Origin of the sequence: Paenibacillus sp. FSL R10-2734 (genome assembly GCF_037963865.1) — a bacterium.
In the GTDB taxonomy this organism is placed as follows: Bacteria; Bacillota; Bacilli; order Paenibacillales; family Paenibacillaceae; genus Paenibacillus_AQ.
The window spans coordinates 2,763,114-2,787,258 of record NZ_CP150170.1 but is presented as its reverse complement, the minus strand read 5'-3'; the positions used below and the strand labels follow the sequence as shown (position 1 = coordinate 2,787,258).

The 24,145-nt window shown below is 45.9% G+C and carries 25 protein-coding genes; 7 read left to right on the top strand and 18 right to left on the bottom strand.

Going from position 1 to position 24,145, the window contains the following annotated elements:
* The first annotated feature begins 202 nt into the window (after window positions 1–202).
* Complete coding sequence (locus tag NSS67_RS12095) at window positions 203–1,216, top strand: serine hydrolase (RefSeq protein ID WP_339319757.1); 1,014 nt, start codon at window positions 203–205, stop codon at window positions 1,214–1,216.
* A 102-nt stretch (window positions 1,217–1,318) separates the two neighbouring features.
* Here the strand turns inward: NSS67_RS12095 and NSS67_RS12090 are convergent, their stop codons facing one another.
* From NSS67_RS12090 to NSS67_RS12050, 9 genes are all read right to left on the bottom strand, one after another.
* Entirely contained in the window at window positions 1,319–2,650 is a 1,332-nt protein-coding gene (locus NSS67_RS12090) for a pyrimidine-nucleoside phosphorylase (protein WP_339319756.1), read from the bottom strand.
* Window positions 2,651–2,693: 43 nt separating this feature from the next.
* Entirely contained in the window at window positions 2,694–3,518 is an 825-nt protein-coding gene (locus NSS67_RS12085; protein WP_339319755.1) for a purine-nucleoside phosphorylase, read from the bottom strand.
* Window positions 3,519–3,563: 45 nt separating this feature from the next.
* Window positions 3,564–4,742, bottom strand: coding sequence for a phosphopentomutase (gene deoB / locus NSS67_RS12080; protein WP_339319754.1), 1,179 nt, complete (start codon window positions 4,740–4,742; stop codon window positions 3,564–3,566).
* A 228-nt stretch (window positions 4,743–4,970) separates the two neighbouring features.
* On the bottom strand, window positions 4,971–5,864 hold the full coding sequence (gene xerD, locus NSS67_RS12075; protein ID WP_339319753.1) for a site-specific tyrosine recombinase XerD: 894 nt from the start codon (window positions 5,862–5,864) through the stop codon (window positions 4,971–4,973).
* A 159-nt stretch (window positions 5,865–6,023) separates the two neighbouring features.
* On the bottom strand, window positions 6,024–6,257 hold the full coding sequence (locus NSS67_RS12070) for a DUF4227 family protein (RefSeq protein WP_339319752.1): 234 nt from the start codon (window positions 6,255–6,257) through the stop codon (window positions 6,024–6,026).
* Between the two features lie 162 nt (window positions 6,258–6,419).
* Entirely contained in the window at window positions 6,420–6,884 is a 465-nt protein-coding gene (locus NSS67_RS12065; RefSeq protein ID WP_339319751.1) for a Fur family transcriptional regulator, read from the bottom strand.
* 89 nt (window positions 6,885–6,973) lie between these two features.
* The gene (gene spoIIM / locus NSS67_RS12060) at window positions 6,974–7,624 is read right to left on the bottom strand and encodes a stage II sporulation protein M (protein ID WP_076284509.1); all 651 of its coding nucleotides are present in this window, start codon (window positions 7,622–7,624) and stop codon (window positions 6,974–6,976) included.
* A gap of 81 nt (window positions 7,625–7,705) precedes the next feature.
* Complete coding sequence (locus tag NSS67_RS12055; RefSeq protein ID WP_339319750.1) at window positions 7,706–8,905, bottom strand: endonuclease Q family protein; 1,200 nt, start codon at window positions 8,903–8,905, stop codon at window positions 7,706–7,708.
* Entirely contained in the window at window positions 8,896–9,468 is a 573-nt protein-coding gene (locus NSS67_RS12050; protein ID WP_339319749.1) for an NUDIX hydrolase, read from the bottom strand. Before NSS67_RS12050 ends, NSS67_RS12055 begins: the two co-directional genes overlap by 10 nt.
* 77 nt (window positions 9,469–9,545) lie before the next feature.
* Here NSS67_RS12050 and NSS67_RS12045 point away from each other — a divergent pair, with 77 nt between their 5' ends.
* The 3 genes from NSS67_RS12045 (at window position 9,546) to NSS67_RS12035 (ending at window position 11,257) form a co-directional block, all read left to right on the top strand.
* Window positions 9,546–9,719 (top strand): hypothetical protein, encoded by a 174-nt coding sequence (locus NSS67_RS12045; protein WP_339319748.1) that lies wholly within the window; start codon window positions 9,546–9,548, stop codon window positions 9,717–9,719.
* 345 nt (window positions 9,720–10,064) lie between these two features.
* Complete coding sequence (locus tag NSS67_RS12040; RefSeq protein ID WP_339314317.1) at window positions 10,065–10,382, top strand: transposase; 318 nt, start codon at window positions 10,065–10,067, stop codon at window positions 10,380–10,382.
* Window positions 10,331–11,257 (top strand): IS3 family transposase, encoded by a 927-nt coding sequence (locus tag NSS67_RS12035; protein WP_339320580.1) that lies wholly within the window; start codon window positions 10,331–10,333, stop codon window positions 11,255–11,257. Before NSS67_RS12040 ends, NSS67_RS12035 begins: the two co-directional genes overlap by 52 nt.
* Window positions 11,258–11,564: 307 nt before the next feature.
* Here NSS67_RS12035 and NSS67_RS12030 read toward each other — a convergent pair whose 3' ends face one another.
* Entirely contained in the window at window positions 11,565–12,692 is a 1,128-nt protein-coding gene (locus tag NSS67_RS12030) for a tripeptidase T (RefSeq protein ID WP_339319747.1), read from the bottom strand.
* Between the two features lie 94 nt (window positions 12,693–12,786).
* On the opposite strand from NSS67_RS12030, the gene prli42 reads away from it, so the two are divergent.
* Window positions 12,787–12,888: a stressosome-associated protein Prli42 gene (gene prli42 / locus NSS67_RS12025; protein WP_094872112.1), complete on the top strand. Its 102-nt coding sequence runs from the start codon at window positions 12,787–12,789 to the stop codon at window positions 12,886–12,888.
* 72 nt (window positions 12,889–12,960) lie between these two features.
* Here prli42 and lipB read toward each other — a convergent pair whose 3' ends face one another.
* The 5 genes from lipB to lpdA all read right to left on the bottom strand — a co-directional run bounded on the left by lipB (window position 12,961) and on the right by lpdA (window position 18,866).
* Window positions 12,961–13,680 (bottom strand): lipoyl(octanoyl) transferase LipB, encoded by a 720-nt coding sequence (lipB, locus tag NSS67_RS12020; RefSeq protein WP_339319746.1) that lies wholly within the window; start codon window positions 13,678–13,680, stop codon window positions 12,961–12,963.
* Window positions 13,681–13,737: 57 nt separating this feature from the next.
* On the bottom strand, window positions 13,738–15,108 hold the full coding sequence (locus NSS67_RS12015; protein ID WP_339319745.1) for a dihydrolipoamide acetyltransferase family protein: 1,371 nt from the start codon (window positions 15,106–15,108) through the stop codon (window positions 13,738–13,740).
* 183 nt (window positions 15,109–15,291) lie between these two features.
* Window positions 15,292–16,278, bottom strand: coding sequence for an alpha-ketoacid dehydrogenase subunit beta (locus NSS67_RS12010; protein WP_339319744.1), 987 nt, complete (start codon window positions 16,276–16,278; stop codon window positions 15,292–15,294).
* 3 nt (window positions 16,279–16,281) lie between these two features.
* Window positions 16,282–17,313: a thiamine pyrophosphate-dependent dehydrogenase E1 component subunit alpha gene (locus tag NSS67_RS12005; RefSeq protein ID WP_339319743.1), complete on the bottom strand. Its 1,032-nt coding sequence runs from the start codon at window positions 17,311–17,313 to the stop codon at window positions 16,282–16,284.
* Window positions 17,314–17,444: 131 nt separating this feature from the next.
* Complete coding sequence (gene lpdA, locus NSS67_RS12000; RefSeq protein ID WP_339319742.1) at window positions 17,445–18,866, bottom strand: dihydrolipoyl dehydrogenase; 1,422 nt, start codon at window positions 18,864–18,866, stop codon at window positions 17,445–17,447.
* A 167-nt stretch (window positions 18,867–19,033) separates the two neighbouring features.
* Here lpdA and NSS67_RS11995 point away from each other — a divergent pair, with 167 nt between their 5' ends.
* The gene (locus NSS67_RS11995; protein WP_339319741.1) at window positions 19,034–19,339 is read left to right on the top strand and encodes a DUF2627 domain-containing protein; all 306 of its coding nucleotides are present in this window, start codon (window positions 19,034–19,036) and stop codon (window positions 19,337–19,339) included.
* A gap of 154 nt (window positions 19,340–19,493) precedes the next feature.
* On the opposite strand, the gene NSS67_RS11990 is transcribed toward NSS67_RS11995, so the two are convergent.
* Genes NSS67_RS11990 through NSS67_RS11980 form a run of 3 tightly spaced genes read right to left on the bottom strand, consistent with a single transcriptional unit; the run spans window position 19,494 to window position 23,294 of the window.
* Window positions 19,494–21,353, bottom strand: a complete 1,860-nt coding sequence (locus NSS67_RS11990) for an ABC transporter ATP-binding protein (protein WP_339319740.1) — start codon at window positions 21,351–21,353, stop codon at window positions 19,494–19,496.
* On the bottom strand, window positions 21,334–23,067 hold the full coding sequence (locus NSS67_RS11985; RefSeq protein WP_339319739.1) for an ABC transporter ATP-binding protein: 1,734 nt from the start codon (window positions 23,065–23,067) through the stop codon (window positions 21,334–21,336). Before NSS67_RS11985 ends, NSS67_RS11990 begins: the two co-directional genes overlap by 20 nt.
* A 17-nt stretch (window positions 23,068–23,084) precedes the next feature.
* On the bottom strand, window positions 23,085–23,294 hold the full coding sequence (locus NSS67_RS11980; protein WP_339319738.1) for a hypothetical protein: 210 nt from the start codon (window positions 23,292–23,294) through the stop codon (window positions 23,085–23,087).
* Between the two features lie 157 nt (window positions 23,295–23,451).
* Between NSS67_RS11980 and NSS67_RS11975 the strand changes: the two genes are divergently transcribed.
* Window positions 23,452–24,021: a thymidine kinase gene (locus tag NSS67_RS11975; RefSeq protein ID WP_339319737.1), complete on the top strand. Its 570-nt coding sequence runs from the start codon at window positions 23,452–23,454 to the stop codon at window positions 24,019–24,021.
* Window positions 24,022–24,145 lie beyond the last annotated feature (124 nt).

Sequence of the window (24,145 nt, the reverse complement as noted above, 5' to 3'; positions counted from 1 at the left end):
AGCAAGCGTTTGAGCGAGAAATATAAGGATTATGTAAATTGTGTAAGAGTATTTTTTATTATAGGGGAGATCAAATGATATTTCAAATTTAAAGTATTTCCATTTTTCAAGTTCTCATTTCAGTCCTTATAAAGGTAAATCGTTGTCTTTCACGAATGCTATCTAAGAACCTATACTGTTTTATAGAGGAGTGAGAATACGAATGAACCCACTTGAAGGTTATATTGAGACAGAAGCTTTACAGAACAATTTCTCTGGCGTAGTACAAGTAAAACAACATGATAAAGAAATCACCAGCAGCTGTTACAGTTATGCCAATAAGTCAGATGAGCGAGCAAACAATATTCATACTCGATTCGGCATCGCTTCCGGTTGTAAAATATTCACAGCCCTCGCCGTCTGCCAACTGGTTGAACAGGAATTGATTTCTTTCGAAAGTAGATTATCAGACTTTCTGAAGAAGGTAGAGTTCCCTCTCTTTAGTTCTGAAATCACCATACATCAGCTGCTTACGCATTGCTCTGGGATTCCTGATTATTTTGATGAAACGATCATGGATGATTTCGAAGAACTGTGGAAGACACGACCCATGTACACTTTAAGGCAGCTTGAAGACTTTGTACCGATGTTTCGAAACCTTCCTATGATGTGGCCCCCTGGTGAACGATTCCATTACAATAATACCGGATATATCGTACTGGGGTTACTGGTCGAGGAATTGAGCGGAATGTCCTTTTCCGATTATGTGGAGCTTCGTATCTTTAAGCCTTGCGGAATGGAGCAATCCGGTTACTTTTCGTTAGATGCCCTGCCTCCCAACTGTGCAACGGGATACATAGAGAACGAGGATGGTAGCTGGAGAACAAATATCTATTCAATCCCTGTAAAAGGTGGCTCTGACGGTGGCGCATTCGTAACGGCTCCCGACATGCAACTTTTCTGGAGCGGGCTAATGAACCATATACTACTGAGTCCTGTACTAACTTCACTACTGCTTACTCCCCACGTACATGTAGATGGCGAAGGATATTATGGTTATGGAGTTTGGATCACTCTCCGAGAAGGAAAAGTGTTTAAGTTTCACATTATGGGCTACGATCCCGGTGTTTCCTTCCGGTCAGCTATCTATCCAGCTAGTGGTGAGACTGTAGTCGTAATGTGTAATGTGGGTAGCGGGGCTTCTAAGATTTTCAATGTTATCGATAAACATTTATAGACTCCGCCAAAAACGTAAAACTGCGATCCTCCTATTACAGGAGGATCGCTGTTTTACTGTCTATTTACAGCCTTTGTCATGACAATAATTACATTACTTTGGCTAGTACCGTGTTACTCCATCCTTCGTAACAAGCGCAAATACCAGGGGTAGCGGAGGAACCGATTCAGAAGTGATACGGTAAGCTTCTAATATCTTACCTTCAGCTTCCTTTACTTTCTGCTCACTAGCATCGTTAATATGCAATACGGCGAGTGTCTCATCGATCTCGACAGCATCTCCAACTTTTTTAGCGAGTTGAATACCAACTGCCAAATCAATCACAGATTCCTTGGTTTCACGTCCTGCACCAAGCAGCATAGCAGCAATACCGATTTCTTCTGCTTGAATACCCTCAATGAATCCCTTAGTTTTCGCTTTCACTTCAATGAATCGCTTAGCAGTAGGGAGTTTCTCCGGATCATCGATTTGTGATACATCTCCACCTTGCGCCTTCACGATCTGTTTGAATTTCTCCAGCGCTGTGCCATCTTCAATATGTGTCATAAGAATCGAGCGAGCCTCTGCTTCGTCCTTGGCTTTACCACCAAGAACAAGCATCTGGCTGCCCAGAATAAGACAGACCTCCTGCAAATCCTTCGGACCGTGCCCCTTCAAGGTCTCGATTCCTTCCTTAATTTCGAGCGCATTGCCAATTCCGTATCCAAGTGGCTGGTCCATATCACTAATGATCGCAACGGTATTGCGACCCAAATGTGTGCCAATGTCAACCATCGCCTGTGCAAGCGCAATAGAATCATCGAGTGTCTTCATGAAAGCCCCGCTACCAGTCTTGACATCCAGTACGATGGCATCTGCACCTGCCGCAATCTTCTTGCTCATCACAGAGCTTGCGATTAGTGGAATGGACTCTACTGTCGCTGTTACATCACGCAGTGCATACAGTTTTTTGTCTGCAGGTGTAATGTTGCCCGACTGACCAATAACAGCCGCTCCAATTTCTCCTACTTGATCAAAGAAACGCTCGCGATCCATCTCTACAGAGAAGCCACTGATCGACTCCAGCTTATCTAGTGTGCCTCCGGTATGACCAAGTCCACGGCCGGACATTTTCGCTACTGGTACTCCAGCAGAGGCTACCAACGGTGCAAGCACCACGGTTGTTTTATCTCCAACACCGCCTGTGGAGTGTTTATCGACCTTAATCCCTGCGATTGGGCTTAGATCTACTTGATCACCAGACATCGCCATTTCCATCGTTAGATCGCCGGTCTCCCGAGCGTTCATGCCTTGAAAATAAACAGCCATTGCCCAAGCGGAAAGTTGATAATCAGGAACCTCACCTTTACTGAAGCCCTGAATTAGGAAGGATATTTCCTCACGACTCAGCTCTCCGCCATCTCTTTTTTTCTGAATAATATCGACAGCTCTCATCTTACATATGACCTCCCAGTAACTTAAAATGCAGTACCCGAAATTACATTTTCGGAATAAAGCCCAAGACCAGCTTCAGGAAACGCTCACGCACACGGTCAGCAGTTTCCATCACCTCTTCATGATTGAGAGGTTGATCTAGGATTCCCGCTGCCATATTAGTAATACAGGAGATACCCAATACCTCGATACCTGCGTGACGGGCAACAATGGTCTCCGATACAGTAGACATGCCCACAGCATCAGCACCTAGAAGACGTAGCATTACGATTTCAGCAGGCGTTTCGTAGCAAGGTCCAAGTAGACCAGCATAAACGCCTTCTTTGAACTCGAAATTCTGCTGAGCTGCCGTTTCCTTCGCTACCTGGATTAGGCGGCGACTATAGGCAGACGACATATCTGGGAATCGGACTCCAAGTGCAGGATCATTAGGTCCTATTAACGGGTTCCGTCCAGTCAGATTAAGATGATCTGTAATGAGCATCAGATCACCCGGCGTGAAATCTGTGTTCACTCCACCAGCAGCATTAGTTACTAGTAGGCTGGCTATACCAAGCTCTTTCATCACCCGTACAGGGAATGCCGTTACCTCAGGTCCGTAACCTTCATACATATGAAAGCGGCCCTTCATCATCACTACTCGGCGTCCTTCGATCATACCGATCAATAGTTCGCCCTCATGTCCTTCTACAGTGGACACAGGGAAGTGAGGAATCTCATCATATGGAATGCTGATTCCATCAGTGATAAGATCTGCTAACACACCGAGACCTGACCCAAGGATCAATCCAATTTCCGGAGCCACCGGAAATTTGTCTTTTATATAAATGGCTGCTTCTTGAATTTCTTGTTGAGTTAATGCGCTCATGGATGATCCTCCTGAATTGATGTATTGGAGAAACCCTACATACCTTTATTGCAGTTTCGCTAAGAAGCTTGTCCCATACTGCGGTGCTTTCGCTCCAAAGTTATCGGAAATGGTTGCGGCAACATCAGAGAAGGTCTCACGAATACCCAAGCTTTCCGGTTGTTTAAACCGTGGGCTATAAATTAAGAGAGGCACATATTCACGGGTATGATCAGTTCCACTATGGATTGGATCGTTGCCATGGTCTGCAGAAATGATCAACAGGTCATCTTCACCAAGTGTGGATAGAATTTCAGGCAAAGCCTGATCGAATACTTCCAGTGCACGGCCATAACCCTCCGGATCACGACGGTGTCCATACAGGGAATCAAAATCCACCAGATTTGTGAACAGGAAGCCATCAAACGGTTGACGAAGCTGCTCAATGGTAACTTCGATTCCGTGTTCATTACTCTTCGTAGGATAAGAAGCCGTAACGCCTTCTCCTGTAAAGATATCGTTGATCTTACCTACCGCAATAACATCTTTCCCGATATCAGCCAGCGCATTCATTACCGTTGGTTCTGGCGGCTTCACAGCATAGTCATGCCGATTTGGCGTCCGAACGAAATGCCCCGGTTCTCCAACATAAGGACGAGCAATGACGCGACCTACAGAGAATTCAGGAGCCATTGTTAATTCACGGGCTATTTTGCACGCGCTGTACAGCTCTTCGAGTGGAATGATATCTTCATGTGCTGCAAGCTGGAATACACTGTCCGCGGAGGTATAGACAATCCAAGCCCCTGTTTTCATTTGCTCTTCGCCATATTCAACTAGAATCTCCGTACCAGATGCCGGTTTATTACCGATCACCTTACGTCCAGTTGCCGCTTCGAACTTCTCAATCAATTCTGTTGGAAAGCCATCAGGATACGTATTGAAAGGAACTTCAATCTTTAGCCCCATTAGCTCCCAGTGTCCTGTCATCGTATCCTTACCTACTGATACTTCCTGCATTTTGCCGTAGTACCCTGTTGGAGAAGTTACAGGTTCAAGTGGCGGCAGCGGAGCAATGTTAGCTAACCCGAGCTGTTGTAGATTAGGCAGCTTCAATCCAGGAACACGATCCAATATATGACCAAGCGTATGCGACCCAGCATCACCGAAATTTGCAGCATCTGGCGCTTCACCGATACCAACACTATCTAGAACAATAAAACCAATTCGTTTAAATGAGGACATTGTTGTCTTCACTCCTTTTTTTAATATAAATTATACTTTCGTACCAACAAGAAGAAACGGCTGTACCGTCTCCAGAAGACATACGCTTCCGAAGCTAGCGATACAATGTACCGCTTATCAGGTATCCGTTTCTGCTAAAGGATAACCTGCGGAGTATTCCCCAGTCTATCCTTTCAGTATGATTCCATCATAACCATCTTACTCACAAAAAGCATCTTTGAAGCAGAATTAGCGAGCCCTAGGATGGTGACTCTCATATACTTCCTTCATATTCTTACGGGCGATACCGTTGTAAATCTGAGTCGTCGAAATATCGGCATGGCCCAGCATTTGTTGCACGGAACGCAAATCTGCTCCGCCTTCCAGTAGATGGGCTGCGAAGGAATGCCTAAGTGTATGTGGTGTAATATCCTGCTCAATGTTTGCTTCCCGCGCGTATTTTTTTATGATTTTCCAAAAGCCTTGCCGAGTTAATCTCCCGCCTAGACTATTCAGGAACATGGCTGGCTCCTCCTGATGATCACGAAGCAGCTTGTCCCGCATAAGTGAAGTGTAAGCCGCTACACTCTCAGCAGCAATGGTTCCAATGGGAACCACCCGTTCCTTGCCAGAATTTCCTGTACAACGTGCAAATTTCATATCCGTATGCACATCGTCCACGTTAAGCGAGATTAATTCAGAGACCTTAATGCCTGTTGCATAGAGCAATTCCAGCATCGCCTTGTCACGTACCCCTTGTGGCGTACTCACATCCGGCGCAGCCAACAACTGCTCAATTTCCGAAATGGTAAGCACCATAGGAGGTTTCTTATCAGGCTTCATGGTCTCCATATCCAGTGTTGGATCCTGCTCAATCAAACGTTCCTTCAGCAAATAATGGAAAAAAGCACGGAGAGATACTGCGTTCCTGTTCAACGTTGCCGTTGCTCGTCCCGCTCCGCGTAATGAGCCAAGATATAACATCACATGAGATCTTCGGATCTCATCAGGCTGCCTAGCCCCCCGCTCATCAGCAAACTCTAGAAACTGCGATACATCCCTACCGTAAGATTCCAGTGTATTCGGGGACAAACCTTTATCTCCGGACAAATAATGTAAAAACGGCTGCAAGTGTGACTTCATTATTTCACGCTCCTGTCCTGGCGCAGCTACTCATAGTGACTTCCTGCAGCACATTCAGCAAGAGGTTTCTGCAGATGTGTACAATTAGTATACGCTGCATGAATCCACTCTAGCTTTCTTCGACATTCTTCTCGCTTTTTCCTGCTTCCCATAGAGCTTTCATTCTCCGTACCAGTAATAGAAACGCAAGCGCTGCCTTGTATCCAAACCATCATCACCACGATCGGCATGATCAAATGCCCGAACGGCAGTGCCTTCAGGAATTCCATAATTCTCTATCGGACTAATCCATTCACCTAGCCAGCTCATAGCATAGTAGAGTAAATAGCTTAGAGCCACAAACATGATCATAAAATACAGCTTTCGAACTGTTTTGGGCACAGAAACGATCATATGGACGCCTCCCTCTAACGAACAGTTAAGATCTGCTCGTCCTTCACTTTATGCACCAAAATGGACTGATATGTATTTCTCCTATGGACCACTCATTTAAAAAGCTCCCTCCGGTAAAAAAACCGGAAAGAGCTTATGAATTGAATTTCATTATAAGATAACTTAGGACGGATTTCCGTTTGTATTATTCTTATCGCTACACCGATAGCATATCCCATGAAAATCAAGTCTATGATCAAGCACTGTGAAATTAAATTCTTTCTCCAGTCGCTCTTCTAACGGACCTAGCCAATCTTCGCGGATCTCATCCATACTACCACATTGCACACAAATCAAATGATGATGATGGTGCTTCGAAGTATCTGTTCGCAGATCATAACGGGCGACACCGTCACCGAAGTTAATCTTTTCTACGACATGAAGCTCGCTAAGCAGTTCCAGGGTACGATATACAGTCGCAAGACCGATCTCGGGAGCTTTCTCTTTCACAAGCATAAATACATCTTCTGCACTAAGATGATCTTCCTCATTCTCCAGCAGCACTCTTAAGGTCGCTTCCCGTTGGGGTGTAAGCTTGTATCCTTGGGATTGTAACTGTTGCTTAATCTTGTCTATCCGGGCTTCCATTGTCTCCCTCCCCCTTGGAAAATTACCTCACCGGTCTTCAAACCACTTCTTCCATTATAGGGGGTGTCGCTTTGAGAAGTCAAACGCTTTTACTGCAAGCCCAAGGTCGTCACCGCTTGTACAAGTGAGGGCGTAACCCAGCGCATCATGATCGGCGTGACATAGGTCTCAAAACTAGAAATGCCCAAAATCAACAGTGCCATCACAAGTGACAATATCGTGTACATTGTAAAAGGTCGGGTCACCGGCGTCCGGCGTTGTCCTAACACTCGGCTACGAATCATCTGCAAGGAAAAGGCGATCGCCGCCGCACTACTTACTAACAGCACAGGGATCAGCACCAGATTGTGCGGAGCCACAGAGACTAGTGCGAACAGCATCCCATGCCATGAATATTGACTCACTAGACAACCGACCGTAAAGCCGATCAATACCCCTTTAAGAAAATCAAGAATCAAGATTCCCGGCAGCCCAATGACTGATAACCCAAGGATCCAGATCAGCCCGATCCATTTCAGATTTAAGGCCGCTATACTCCAGTAAGAATCAGGTGCTGCTGGTAGACCCTGCTGATCAACCGTTACAAAGAAATTCCCCAGATAATCCCCCAGCTCCTGTTGCTGATCCATCGTAAGCGCACTAACGATAAGAGCCCCAAATACAACACCCACCAGAAATAACACGCCGACAAAAATATACAGAGGCGTCTGTTCCTTCATCATCAGCCTTAAATTACGCATCGAGACGTTCCCCTTTCCGGTTACATGTTACACCATATGAGAAAACGCCCTGCGATATGACTTGTCCTTCACGTAATAACGCTACTTTCTGGGCTGTACGACTTTACCGTACGTCCCTCCTCCGCCTGCTGATAGTTCCAATACGCCTGAGCGAGCCTGAACGATCATAGCCGCCAAATCCGCTCCTACCACACTAGCAATTTCAGCTTCACCACAACCATGTAAAATGTTCATCTCGGTGCCAAAAGCTTGCAGCAAAGCATTCATCTTAGCCTTCCCAAGGCCCGGTATAAATTCAAGCGGAACCTGATAATGATATGGCGGGCGGTTTGCAGGTACTACAGGTGTCTTGCGATCAGCGATATCAAGAATCCGGTCGAATACACCCCGCACCAATTTAAGACTGCCACAATACTGGCAGCGCTCCGATGTGACATAAGCTTCGTCAATAATACTGCCACAGCCTCCACAGTAGGTCCGGTGGTATTTGCCAAGTCGGGGGTTAAGTCCGAAATTGGCAGTTACCTTCCGTCCTTCCCTACGTTCAAGTGCTAGCCGCAGTTCAGCAAACGAAGGTCGTGCCAAATCCATTACATTATACTCGCGCCCTAGTTTGCCTAGTGAATGCGCATCAGAGTTCGTTAGGAAGGTGAAGTCATCCAGCTCAGAGAGGTAACCAGCCATTTCCGAATCTGCACTCAGCCCAAGCTCAACTGCAGCTATACGATCCAGATCAAAGATGTCCGCCATCCGTTCCGCAGTGCACCCGTACAAGCCCTTGTGAGGCGTAAAAATATGTGCAGGGATTAGAATGCCCCCACGGCCATAAATCTCATCCTGAAGCTCCCTAGCGGGTGCATAGAGGCGCTGGGAACTAAGATTCACATTCCGCATATGACGGCTCATCCAAGCACTAAAGTCTGACATACGGTCCACGTCCGGCATGAAGGCGAGTACATGGCACTCTTTTCGCCCAGGTTCACGGATTTCAATCTCTGCTCCCAGAATGATCGTGGTCCCCCGGTAAGTGATCCCTCCACCTTCAGCTATCGTCATCTCTCCTGATTCCAAGGAACGCTCCATATCACGCAATACGCCAGGTGAATGACTATCAATAATGCCGATCATCTCAAGTCCCTTGCGTTCTGCGGCTTCTTTAGCGATTCCAGCAAAGGTGAGCTCATGGCTGCCGCTAATTTTGACCGCTTGTCCTTCCGACGTTCGTCCAATATGAACATGCAGATCGCAATAGAAGCTCTTCAGTTCAGGTGTTAATTCCATTGGCCTGTCAGCGTATATAAATGCCAAGCGTACACCGCCATCATCGTCTTCGCGTCCGCGATGCGTCCGTCCGCTATATATTGATAGGCTTCCTCCAAAGTAAGCTCCGAGACCTCTAAGAATTCATCCTCGTCAAGCGACATGTCCCCCGATTGAGCGTTAGTAGTCACGTACAAATGTATAATTTCATCGGCAAAGCCGGGGGAAGTATAGAACGATTTAAGTAGCTTCAAATCTCCGCTATGAAAACCTGTCTCTTCCTGTAACTCACGACCAGCCGCAACTAATGGATCTTCACCTTTATCCAGCTTACCGGCTGGAATCTCCACCTCTGTGCGGTGCATAGGCTGACGGTATTGCTCCACAACAAGCATTTTGTTGTTATTCAGAGCCAGTACTGCTACAGCGCCGGGATGCTTCACAACTTCACGTGTTGCGGTATTACCGTCGGGCAGTCTCACAGTGTCCACTTGCAAAGATATAATTTTCCCATCAAATACAGGCTGTGTAGACAGCGTTATTTCGTCAAGCTCTGGTTTACTGTATAAATGTTGGTTTCCCATAAAATTTCTGGTCTCCTTTATCTCTGTTCTGCATACGGTGTATTATAGCAAACTTAAAGGGAAAGAAGGAATTTCAAATGAACGAAATCTTCAGCCGTACAAGCTCATCTGCAGTCACAATGGTAGGTAAACCGGAGGAAATCAAGGCCATCTTAACTAGGTGGATAGAGCAGTATGGACGCGATATGCCGCTATCGTACATTCTATCCCTAAAGGATCAATCCAAGATCATCCCCACCAAAGCAGGATGAATTCATTCTTTCCATAAGGATTTAATCATACATGCAAATCCAAATATAGGGGTGTCCTAAAAGCCTTAAAATGGCTGCTGGGGCCCCCCTTAAATTTGGGCTTCTCACTGCTGAATCAGAATACTAATCTTCGTTCCATTTGATTACGAGTGTATGGACCATGCTGCTATCGGACATAGTTCGTTTAGATCGCGAGGTTGCGCTCGTTGCAGTCTTCGGACACAGATGACCTTATATGCGAATTTTTCGCAATTTTAGGATGCTAACGGACCATATGGAGTTAGAATTAAAAGTGGACACCAGTTAACAGACTGACCGATAATGAGTCCACGGAGGTGTGTTCACATGGGAGAACATCGACAACGGTATAACGAAGAATTCAAGAAACAGACGGTGCAATTCATTCAAGATCAAACGAAGACGGTAGGTGACTTGGCCGAAGAGCTCAACATCCCTAAAAGTACTCTTCATCAATGGATGAGCCAATACCGAGAACTGAAGAATGAACCGGTAGCCAGCAGGGATCGAGTACGAGAACTTGAGGCGCAGTTGAAAGAAATGAGTCGCCAACTTCAAGAAAAAGATAATAAGATCGCTGATGTGGAAGAAGAATTAGCGATCGTAAAAAAAGCAGTGCACATCTTCAGCAAACCAAGGAACTAAGATTCCAGTTTATTGAAAAGCATCGCTCCGAGTTCCACTTGGAGAAGATGTGCATGTCTCTACAGGTGTCAAGGAGCGGATACTACAAGTGGCGGTTAGAAAAAACCAATACACAAAAGCTTCGTAGGACTGCCATAATGAAGCGAATTCAGTATCATTTTGCGGATCATCATAAGCGGTATGGGAGTCCGAAGATCACCGTCCTGTTACATCAAGAAGGCTACACCATTACCGAGCGTACTGTAAGCGTGTATATGCGACAAATGAAGCTTCGTTCCGTTGTGTGTAAAACGTATCGCGTGCAAACTACCGACTCCAATCATGACCACCCGATCGCTCCGAACACTTTAAACCAACAATTTAAGATCCTTAAACCCAACAAAGTATGGGTCACGGATATTACCTATATTCCTTGCCGAGGTGGACGCTTGTATCTAGCCAGTGTAATGGATCTTTGTACGCGTGAAATTGTAGGGTGGCGTCTGGAGAACCATATGGAAACTAGCCTGGTTTTGGGTGCCTTGCAAGATGCTTACGCAGCCAAACGACCCAAAAAGGGCCTATTGCATCACTCCGACCGAGGTTCTCAATATACTTCTCATGAATACGCTAAGCAATTGAAGGAATACGGCATGGAATCCAGCATGAGCCGCAGAGGCAACTGTTACGATAACGCCTGTATCGAGTCATGGCACAGCATTTTGAAGAAGGAACTTATCTATTGCAATCCACGCTTCAAAACCAAGGAGCAAGCCTACCAGGCGCTTTTTCAATACATTGAGTTTTACTATAACCGCAAGCGAATGCATGGTGCGCTGGGGTATCTTTCCCCCGTTCGTTTTGCTGAGCAATTTACTGGAAAATCTGTTTCGTGACTGTCCACTTTCTTGACAGAGGTCCAATAGCGGCGTTATTGGCATAAAAATCCCCATTAAACAAGCTTTTCATGGGCCATAGCTGCACTGGAGTCCGAAAATTCTGCTCAAAAGACGTTTTTTTTGCTAATAACGTCATTTGGGTCCGATATCCTCAGCGCTAGATTATGATTCAAGGCTATCGGACACAGATGACCTTATATGCGGCTTTTTCGCGCTCCCCTTACCCTGTAAAGCAAACTTGTTCATAAAAAAACAAACAGCAATCCTCTAGTGAGGATCGCTGTTCTGCTGTCTTATGCGAAGGTTAGCCCTTTACGCTCTCTTTAACAATATTCACTACAAGCTCAGCCACCTTAACGATGTCTTCGGCTTTAATCCGTTCCTTAGTGGTATGGATATGTTCGTAACCTACAGCAAGGTTAATGGTCGGAACATCCAGGCCATTGAAGACGTTAGCGTCACTTCCTCCACCAGAGTGGAACAGACGCGGCGTAAGACCCATAGAAGTGATAGCCCGTTGTGCAAGCTGTACCACTGGATCATTTTCATTAAAGCTGAAAGCTGGATAAATAATTTCACTGCGGAATTCGCATTCTGCACCGTATTCGCGGACAGTGGTCTCCAGTGCTTCACGCATCGAAGCGATTTGATCGCCCACCTTCTCCTGCACGATACTACGTGCTTCTGCATCCAGTTGAACGTGATCGCACACCACATTCGTAGGGCCGCCTCCAGCGAATTTACCGATATTCGCAGTCGTTTCGTTGTCGATCCGACCAAGCTTCATAGCAGCAATCGCTTTGCTGGCTACTTGAATCGCACTGATGCCGTCTTCTGGATTAACACCTGCATGAGCAGATTTTCCGAAGATTTGCATCGTAATTTTAGCTTGTGTAGGTGCCGCAACTGCGATCGCTCCGACTTCACCATTAGAATCAAGTGCGAAACCGAAATCTGCATCCAAGTTACTCGGATCCATCGAACGTGCACCTAGCAATCCAGATTCTTCACCCGCAGTAATTACGAACTGAATCTGACCATGCGGCAGCTTTTGCTCCTGGATTACTCGAATCGCTTCGAACAGTGCAGCGAGCCCTGCTTTGTCATCAGCTCCGAGAATCGTAGTTCCGTCACTTGTAATCCATCCATCCGCGCCAAGTGTAGGCTTGATATTTTGTCCAGGAACAACCGTATCCATGTGGCAAGTGAACAGCAGCTTTGGTGCTGCTCCACCGTTCTCAGCTGGCCATTTAATGAATAGATTACCTGCGCCATGTCCGGTTCTTTCCTGGGAATCATCTTCGGTAACTTCTAATCCTAGAGCGTTAAACTTGCTCTTAAGCACATCGGCAATCTGCCGTTCATTTCTTGTTTCGCTATCAACTTGGACAAGTTCCATAAATTCTTTAATCAATCTGTCTTGTGAAATCACTGGACTTCCCTCTCTTTCGTGAATACGTTACAATGGTTGTACAGCAAGACCATCTTTATGATATTAACTTAAACTAAATCTAAAGGAGTTACTCATGCAACGTAATAAGTGGTTCAAAATCTTCATCTACGTCATGTTGTTCGCCATGATTGCCTCTACGCTCTTTATGGTTATCGAGCCTTTCCTTGCGGGTTAAACACTGCACAAGGAACATTGATAATAGCGGCTAGGGATTCCCTTGCCGCTATTTGGCTTGTCTGTTTGTTGATTAATCAGCCACAGCCATATCGCTGAAGGACTCACCCTGCTCCTCATATGGGAAGTGTCTTAGAAAATATGGAACCAATTCTTTGGCCACATCTTGAAGCTCAAATCGACGACCTGCACATTCTTCTAGTGAGGTTACTCCAAATTCGGTAATACCGCATGGAATAATTCCTTGAAAGCCGTGTCCAGAGATCCCTTCAGTAATGTTAAAAGCAAACCCATGGCTGGTAACGAACCCTTTTCGGAATTTGCTTTTGTTAAACTTGACGCCAATAGCACAGATTTTCTCGTCACCAACCCATACCCCTGTATATTCCGGCTTCCGTTCCCCTACAATTCCGTAGGATGCCAAATAATCAATAATCACTGCTTCCAGACTGCGCAAGTACCCGCGTAAATCCACCTTACCTTCTTCACCGAGCATAAGGATCGGATAACCTACAAGCTGACCCGGTCCGTGATATGTAATATCTCCTCCCCGGTCGATTTCAAACAGCGCAATTCCTTTTTCTTTGAGCTGCTCTTCATCTAGAAGAAGATGTTCGGGATGATTCTGTGAACCAATAGTATAGGTAGGCGGATGCTGCAAAAGAATCAATCGTTCCGGTTGCTCACCAGCATCAATGGCGTGCACACTTTCCTTTTGCAGATCCCAAGCCTCCCCATACTCCATAATAGGGTCATATGAAATCTGCAGCTTACGAATATCCGAATTATTCATACCGTCAGGTCCCCTTTTTCAGTCTCATGCCTGCACAGTTTGGCTCGTTATTATTTTTTAGTAAAGTTTCGTATCTGGGGTATATCCTTCAATGTTATCCTTGACGCGTTGCAAGAAACGACCGCAAATCACTCCGTCCAGAATCCGATGATCCAGCGACAGACAAATATTAGCCATTGATCTTACACCTATCATATCGTTAATGACCACAGGTCTTTTTACAATCGATTCAAACGTTAAAATCGCTGCCTGTGGATAGTTAATGATTGGATAAGAAAGAATGGAGCCAAATGAGCCGGTATTATTTACAGTGAAAGTCCCTCCCTGCAAATCTTCCAGACTCAGTTTGCCTTCGCGGGTTTTTTGTGCCAATTCATCAATCTCACGTGCCAGCCCGGCAACGTTTTTCTGATCAGCCTTCTTAATTACAGGAGTGATAACCGAATCTTCAGTACCTACCGCTAACGAGATATTGATATCACGTTTGACAATAATTTTGTCTACAGCCCAGACAGAGTTCATAATCGGGTAATCCTTAATCGCACTCACAACAGCCTTCATCATGAAAGCCAGATAGGTTAGATTGATACCTTCTTTACGCTTGAACTCATCCTTATGTTTATTGCGCAGTGCGACCAGATTAGTCACATCTACCTCAATCATTGTCCAAGCATGCGGAATCTCCGAGACACTTTGGCGCATTCTTGTAGCGATTGTATTCCGGATTGGTGTTACATCAATCAGGTATTCCGAACTGCTGCCTCGTCCACCCTCGACTTCAATTGTTGGAATACGAGGAGATTCGCTCAAATGTAGACCCGAATGGCGAAGAGGCTCTTCCGCCTTCTTCTCTTGGGCTTGAACGAACTGTGGAGCAGGCGGTTGTGACACCACTGGGGTTGGTTGACTAGCAGAAATCGAAGCTGGAGATGTAGCTCCGCCACTTTCGATGAAGGCCAGCACATCCTTACGGGTAATTCGGCCACCCATACCAGTACCCATAACTAAAGTCAGGTCGATGTTATGCTCAGCCGCCAAAGTCTGTACCGCAGGAGAGTAGCGTGCACGCATCGTATCGTTAGCAGTTGAAGTCGCATTTTGTTCTGCAACATTATTAGAGGAATTAGCTGCAACTGTGTTAGTGTTAGTCACGTTTGCAGCAGCAGATGCAGTCACAGGCACGGCAATACGACAAATGACTTCGCCGACATTGACAACCTGACCTTCTTCCGCTAATAGTTCACCCATAACTCCATCTATCGTTGAAGGCAATTCAGCATTTACCTTATCTGTAATAAGCTCACATATTGGTTCGTATTGCTCTACCGGATCGCCCGGTTTCTTCAGCCATTTGCCGATCGTCGCCGATACTAGCGATTCCGCCAGCTGCGGCATGATCACGTCAGTCAACTTTTGGTTGTCAGACATCTTTTCACTCCTTAAAAGTTTTACGAAGCTTCGCTTCTTAGAGATACTCCGCAGTAAAACTTGCTTCGTAAGCTTAATCTTAAGTTTTACGAAGCTTCGCTTCTTAGTAATACTCCGCAGTAAAACTTGCCTTCGTAAGCATAATCTTTAAGTTTCACGAAGCTTCGCGTCCACTCAACTATTTTAATATTGCGCCAGTCGAAGCATTTCCGCCTTCACTTTTTCTTTGCTAAGCATGAAGAACTTCTCCATTGGTGGGCTGATTGGCATAGCCGGAACATCAGGACCACATAGACGGAAGATCGGCGCGTCTAGTTCGAACAGACAATGCTCAGCGATAATCGCCGCCACCTCGCCGCCAATACCGCCTGTCTTATTGTCCTCGTGCACAATCAATACCTTCCCGGTCTGACGAGCAGCTGTTATGATCGCATCACGATCTAGAGGCTGCAAGGTCCGTAGATCCAGAATATGCGCTGTAATGCCTTCTTCGCGCTCCAATTCCTCTGCAGCTTGCATCGCAAAATGCAATGGCAAACTATAGCCAATAACCGTAATATCCGTCCCCTGCCGCAGCAAATTGGCTTCGCCAATAGGAACCGTATAATCGCCTTCTGGCACTTCTTCCTTGATCAGCTTGTAGCACTTCTTATTCTCGAAGAATAGCACCGGATCAGGATCACGTACGGCTGCTTTCAGTAATCCTTTAGCATCGTAAGCAGAGTATGGTGCGACAATCTTCAATCCAGGTGTACCGAAGAAAATCGATTCCGGACACTGCGAATGATACAGACCGCCGAACACACCGCCGCCGATAGGCGCACGAATGACAACCGGACAATTCCAATCGTTATTTGAACGATAGCGGATTTTAGCCGCTTCACTAATAATTTGATTCGTTGCTGGAAGCATGAAGTCGGAATACTGCATTTCAGCAATCGGCTTCATACCATACATGGCCGCACCGATCGCCACACCAGCTATAGCTGATTCCGCAAGCGGTGTATCCAGTACACGCTCTTCCCCAAACTGCTCTTGCAGACCTTTCGTTGTGGTAAATACGCCGCCTTTTAGACCCACATCTTCACCAAGCACGAACACGGATTCATCGCGTTCCATTTCTTCCTTCATCGCAAGCCGAATAGCATCGATATATTCCATTATAGCCATGGTTTATACGCCTCCTTTCAGGTCGGAATCACTGTATACATGCAGCAGTGTATCTTCCGGTTTCGGGAACGGAGCGTTGTCAGCATATTCGATAGCCGCTTTAAGCTCAAGATTGCACTCAGCAATAAGATCTTGTTCTTGCTCGTCACTCCAAAGTCCCAGACCAATCAGGTAATTTCGGAATCCTGCTACGCCGTCCTTCTTCCAGTTCTCATCAACCTCTTCTTTGGTCCGATAAGCCAAATCATTATCCGAGGTGGAGTGTGGAGACAGACGGTACATCATCGCTTCGATTAGCGTAGGACCTTCACCCGCAAGTGCTCTTTCCCGAGCTTCTTTAACGACACGATAAACTTCCAGCGGGTCATTGCCATCTACACGCACCCCTGGAAATCCATAGCCCAGTGCACGGTCGCTGATCTTGCCGCCAAGCTGCTTGTGAGCAGGAATAGAGATGGCGTACTGATTATTCTGACACATAATAATAACCGGCAGTTTATTCACTCCGGCAAAGTTACAAGCTTCATGAAAATCGCCTTGGTTGCTTGAACCTTCCCCGAAGGTTACAAATGAGACGAATTTCTTTTTCTGCATTTTGGCTGCCAATGCAAAACCAACCGCATGAGGGACCTGCGTGGTTACAGGACTTGAGCCTGTCACAATACGCAGACGCTTACTACCAAAGTGGCCTGGCATTTGCCGTCCACCACTGTTCGGATCTTCTGCCTTCGCGAACACAGACAGCATCAGTTCACGAGTAGTCATACCCACGGAGAGTACGAAAGCATAATCACGATAATAAGGTAAAAAATAATCATTCTGCCGGTCCAGCGCGAATGCTGCTGCCACCTGACCCGCCTCCTGGCCAATACCGGAGACATGAAAGTTAATCTTGCCAGCACGCTGAAGCAGCAGACTGCGCTCGTCGTATTTACGTGCGAGCAGCATATATCTGTACATATCGATGACCTGGCCGTCACTTAATCCAAGCTGCTTATGTCTGTTAATCGTTTCTACAGTACCTTGGGGTTCCATAAAGAGATACCTCCTTATTCATAAAGCCTGAAGTCTTACAGGATTTAAGACCAATTGTATCCTGATCTTAAAACCTGGTACTAAGACTTGGCTTGAGTTTATTATAATCCCTTTCCACCCAAAAAGAAAAGCTAAATCCCTATAGATTTTCCATCTACAGCTAACATTGCTTCTCCGATGATCTCCGAAAGTGTAGGGTGAGCATGAATGGCTTCACCAATCTCCCAAGGTGTTGCATCCAGCAGTTGAGCCAGTGCTGCTTCCCCAATTAGATCCGTAACATGTGGCCCAATCATTTGCACACCAAGAATATCTCCACTGCTCCGATCCGCTACAACTTTAACAAACCCGTCCTTCTGGCCGTATACAATCGCCTTGCCAATGGCCGAGAAGGGGTATTTGCCAGTCACAACATCATGTCCCGATGCTTTAGCTTCCTTCTCAGTGTGACCCACACTCGCTACTTCTGGACGTGTATAGACACAACGCGGTACAAGATGTGTATGATAAGGATGAAGCTTCTCCCCGGAAAGATGATTAACCGCCCTAATGCCTTCATGACTGGCCGCATGAGCTAGTTGAAGTCCACCGATACAGTCGCCAATCGCATAAATATGTGGCTCAGCCGTCTGCATATTAGCATTTACAGAAATAATTCCTTTATCAAAGCGAATATCTGTGTTTTCCAGACCAATATTCTCGATATTGGCTACTCTACCTACGGAGATAAGCAGCTTTTCTGCGGATAGGCTTTGAGTCTGCTCTCCCTTACGGGCATCGATTGAAATTCCATCCTCCGTTACCTTGCAGCTTGCAGCTTCCACTGTAGTTTCAGTCAATACTTTAACGCCACGTTTTTTCAATAAGCGTTGCAGTTCTTTAGCTACCTCTTCATCCTCTTGTGGCAGCAACTGACCTGCAGCTTCCACCACCGTAACCTGGACTCCGAAATCAGCCAGCATAGAGGCCCATTCCACACCAATTACTCCGCCACCAACAATAATGATGGAAGAGGGTAACTCTTCAAGCGTGAGTGCTTCATCACTGCTAAGAATAGCTTTCCCGTCTGGCACCAAACCAGGTAATACACGAGGACGAGATCCAGTAGCAATAATAAGATGGCTAGAGACTACTGTTTCCATTTCACCATCTTCTAGTTCAACAGCTACAGCACCACTGCGCGGGGAAAAAATAGAAGGACCAGTCACGCGTCCCTTCCCTTTTATAACTTGTATTTTATTTTTGCGCATCAAATATTGTACGCCCTGATGAAGTTGTTCAACTACCGCTTCCTTGCGCTTTTGTACTTTTGGGAATACAAGTTGTACACCGCTTGTCTCAATGCCATAGCTCTCGCTCTCATTGATTTCAGCATATACCTCAGCGCTTCGGAGTAGCGATTTGCTTGGAATGCAGCCACGGTGCAGGCAGGTTCCTCCCAGTTTGTCCATCTCGATGACGACGACGGACTTTCCAAGCTGTGCAGCGCGAATGGCCGCCACATATCCCCCGGTTCCTCCGCCAAGTATGGCCACGTCACATGAAATTGTCATGATATGTATCCTCCAGTCATTACACGTAAGTTCATTTTACAATGTATATTGTACTCTCTTTTCAGAGTATTACAAAACTTATAAACGTCATATCCAAATGGACTTTTTCTTACTAAAGCGTTATCATATGGATGAATCCAATGGGTTAAGAGGGGTAGGAGACACTTATGAAACTGTTAATTTCACGCTTCATTGCCATCCTTATTCTTGTGTTTCCTGGTTTAATTGCAATGAAGGGCTTCTTAATGATGAAAGACGATATTTTTAATTACATATCCATGCATGGCGACGACACCGTCGTGCCGGATTTCGCTTGGCTGCATTTCGGTGGTGGACTGTTACTTTTTGCAGCTGGTATGACCTTCCTTGGCGGATGGATTCTAACAAGAGATCGCAAACGCAATTATGTTGGCCCTCGGTTCAAGGAGAAGCAAAAAGCGAAACAAGCTGCAGCGCAGGAAACGATCTCCTAAGCTGCTAAATCACCCCCTCATTGTACTTTGTACAATGGAATTCAGCTCATAAAAGGTTAAATCGAAATCTAATACCCACACAATACATAAAGGCGAGAGTTTTCAGAGACGCAACTTGCGACTCCGTGAAAACTCTCGCCTTTTTATGCACAGCTTAATGGTCAGCTTTATCAAGCGCCGCTCTCCGGCCACCCTGCACCAACTCGCTGTACAGGCCTCCTTGCTTCAACAACGCCTCATGAGAGCCCTGCTGCAATAATCTGCCCCCTTGAAGAACAAGAATTCGGTCAGCTGCGCGGATAGTACCTAATCTATGGGCAATTACGAAGCTGGTCCGTCCCTTCATCAGCGCCTGAAGTCCCTCCTGGATCTTGATTTCAGTCACTGTATCGATACTGCTAGTCGCTTCATCAAGGACAAGCATGGAAGGGTTGGCAAGAATGGCCCTTGCAATGGATAGCAATTGCTTCTGTCCTTGGCTTATGCCGCTTCCATCTGCTGAGAGCATCCGATCATATCCCTCAGGCATGCGGATAATAAAAGAATGAGCGTTAGCCAGCTTGGCCGCCGCTTCGACCTCTTCATCGGTAGCATCCAGTCTCCCGTAACGAATATTATCGCGGATGCTGCCCTTGAACAAAAAAGAATCCTGCAATACAAACGCCATATGGCTCCTCAGGCTTTCACGCCGAATCGAAGTGACATCTAAGCCATCCAGCGTAATCTTACCCTGATTAGGATCATAGAAACGGGATAACAGCCCGATAAGTGTTGTTTTGCCGGCACCGGTAGGTCCCACTAAGGCGATCATTTCGCCAGGCTTCGCTTCAAAGCTAATATCATGCAGCGTGTTAGATCCTCCGTCGTATGAAAAAGATACATTTTCGAACTTCACCGCACCCTCAACTTTATCAAGCGAAGTGGCTGCACCTTCATCTTTCGCTTCCGTCTCTTCGTCCAGCACTTCAAATACTCTTTCCGCTCCCGCAACCGCCGACAGCAGCGTATTCCACTGATTCGCTAAATCATTAAGCGGACGAGTAAATTGACGCGTGTATTCAACAAATACGATAATCACTCCGACCGTAATCGCCCCGCGAATCGCTAGCAAACCACCGACTCCAGCAACAATAGCAAAGCTCAGATTATTAAGTCCATTCATCAGCTTAGGAATGAAGCCAGAAATCGACTGTGCCCAATATCCAGAGAGCATAATTCGCTCGTTGCGCTCATGAAAGCCAGTGATGACCCGCTCCTCTTGTGAAAAAGCCTTAATAATCCGTTGTCCGGATAACGTCTCTTCAATATAACCGTTTAACTCACCTACATTGCGTTGACGTTCTTTAAAAAGCGGACCCGTACGCCGAGTAATCCAGCGCATACCAAATAACATTAAGGGCACTACCATGAACGTGAGCAGTGTCAGAAGAGGACTGAGCCACAGCATTACACCAACCGTTCCGAGCAACGTCAAAACACTGGAAAAGATCTGAATGGCAGAGCTATTCAGCGTAGAGCTAACGTTCTCAATATCATTGGTAAGCCGACTCATTATTTCGCCCTGCTGTCTCCGGTTAAAAAATGAGATAGGCAAACGATGCAGATGGGAAAACAACTCTGTGCGCATCCGAAACACGGTCTCCTGAGCGATTTCGATCATCCATATATTTTGCAGCCAAGAAGTTAAAGAATAGAAGATATACACACTAGCTAGGCTGATCAGAAAAATCGTCCACGATCGTCCGCCTGTGCCTTCCAGATAATCATCCACGGCTTTACCAATCATATAAGGTCCGAGCAGTGCTAAAGCCGAGCTGAAGACTACCATTAACAGAACGAGAAATAGCTTAGCTTTACGCTCGGCAAGATAGCTCCATATCCGCATCAGTGTGCCAGCCCAGTCCTTCGCCTTTGCTTTTGGCTTCCCTCCAGCAGCTGAACCAAGGCTTCTTCCTGCTCCAAGCTCAATTACGGGTTTAGGGTGACGAAAGGGTTCAAGTAATGCTTTGAACATGCTGCTTCGCCTCCTCTACCTGTGATTCATAAATTGTTCGATACAGCTCAGAGCTTGCCATTAGCTCCTTATGTGAGCCTTTGCCGATTAAGCGCCCTTCGTCCAGCAGCAGGATCAGATCGGCAGATGCCGTTGAACTGATTTTTTGGGTAATCAGGAAGGTTGTGCAGGATATGTCTTTCAGTGCCTCCAGCAAGCGCCCTTCCGTAACCGCATCAAGCGCACTGGTGCTGTCATCAAGGATCAAAATTGCTGGCTTTCTTACAAGTGCCCGAGCAATCGTTAATCGTTGCTTTTGACCACCAGACAGATTAACCCCTCGCTGACCCAGCATCGTGTCATAACCTTTGGGCAAATCCATCACTGTTGTGTGAATTTGTGCGGCAGCTGCCGCTTGCTCGATTTGTTCCAGTGTGGCGTGTTCATTGCCCCATGTGATATTATCGCGAATAGATCCGCTGAAGAGCTGCAATTCCTGAGGCACATAACCAATCGCTCGTCGCAGTCTGGAAATATCGATATCGGTACTCTTTTCACCGTCAATAAAAATACTGCCATCTGTCTCTTCATATAAACGCGGGATTAGACCGACAAGAGAAGACTTCCCTGATCCGGTTGCTCCCATAATCGCTACTCGTTCACCAGCAGAAACTTCAAAAGTAATGTCCTCCAGGACAGAGATATCACTGTTAGGGTACTTGAAGCAAACGCCTTCAAATTTAACTTTGCCTTGAATAGGCTCACCTTGTAAAGTCCCTCCTTCACGAATCCCAGCTCCAGCTTCCATCACTTCTGTAATACGCTGAGATGAGGCACGTGCACGGGAAAAGGTTACAACAAGGCCAGATATAGCAGACAACGCTCCAATGGTCCGTAAAGAGTAATTAATAACTGCAACGGTTTCACCTAAAGTGGCATCCCCGTTTGCAATCTCAATCCGTCCAAACCATAGGATCGACATAATCGCTGCATTCACAATAAGCATTACAAAAGGCATCGTCGTCTCCGTCAAACGTAGCGCAGATACCGTAGATCTCATCAAATTCCCGCTAAATACCGTGAAGCGCCCAATCTCATGTCCCATACGCACGAACACTCGGATTAAGCGAATGCCCGTAAGATTCTCCTGAATTACACCATTCACACCGTCGAGCCGATTTTGTACCTTGCGAAATAACAAAGATGCTTTTCTCATGATGAAATAGAGGAAGAGAATTAGTAAAGGTAGGGCTACAGTTAAAAATAATCCCAGCTTCACATGAACGACCAATGCCATAATCACACTGCCCACCACAACTAGCGGTACTCGTGTCATAAAGCGAAGGCTCATAAATATAGTGTCCTGCAGCTGCGACACATCGCCGGTCAGACGCGTGATCAGCGATGAAGTAGCAAACCGATTAAACACCTCATAGGTAAAGGATTGTACCTTTGCATATAATTTGTCCCTTAGATCGAACGCAAAGCTTTGACTTGCATGGGCAGCAAAAAAAGAACTTAGTACCCCGGCTATAAACGCGACTACCGCACTGCCGATCAATACACCGCCCCAGAGCCAAACCACAGAGGAATTTTGTTCTTTAATGCCTTGATCAATAATTTTGGAAATGAGTAAAGGCTGTGACAATTCCACCGTTAGTTCAATAAACATCATCACTAGGGCAGCAATTGCCGCGACCTTATATTTTTTGAGAAAAGAGAAAATCAAACTCATTTGCATACCCTCTTTTTCTATTCGTACAGTGCATCCCTTAAACGAGTCGACATCGTGGAGGCCTGCCCAGTTTTCATAATCGCCCGCCGCAGCGCTTTATTGCTTCGATTCAATTCCACCAAATCTGCCATCATCTCTTCCAGCAAAGTCTCAGCCTCGCTAGACAGATTTTCATTCTGCTGAATCAGGGCTATCCGTTCCTTGTATTCTTCTATTTTTTCAGTCACACTAATTACTTCCTTTCCAATCACTTGATTCCTTTTATCATACCACATTCAATTCTATCGCAATGTTTTCACTGGATACAGATGTCACGAATATGATACTCTAATAAGGTCGCATTTTTACGATCAGATTATTGGCTTAACGAAAGGATAGATGGAAGTGGCACAATTGTTTTTCAAATACGGAGCAATGAACAGCGGTAAATCTATTGAGATACTCAAGGTTGCGCATAATTATGAAGAGCAAGGGAAATCGGTGCTCATTTTCACTCCATCCATAGACAATCGGGACGAAGTTGGTTTTATATCCTCCCGCATCGGGCTGCGAAAACAAGCAATACCCGTTGACGAGAATACAGATATTTATAACATCGTCAGCAGCAATAAGCCCAAACCACACTGTGTACTTATTGATGAATGTCAATTTCTAAGCAAGGACTGCATTCTCCAGCTCGTACGGATCGTTGATGAACTGGGCATTCCAGTTATGGCGTTTGGACTTAAAAATGATTTTCAGAACCAGCTATTTGAAGGCAGCAAATATATGCTGATTTACGCTGATAAAATTGAGGAAATGAAGACGATCTGCTGGTTCTGCGAGCGCAAAGCTACGATGGCTCTACGAGTAGAGAATGGTAAGCCTGTATACAGCGGCAAGCAAATCCAAATCGGCGGCAACGAAGCCTACTATCCGGTGTGCCGTAAATGTCACAAGAATCCTCCGCTATAAAAATATCTCCACAAAGTGAAGCTTTGCTTAGATGCGTACTCAGGTACTTTGCGGGGGGCCCCAAATATATATTTTAAGTTAAAAAAGCATTCCGAAGCCGCGTTGGCCTCTGGAATGCTTTTTT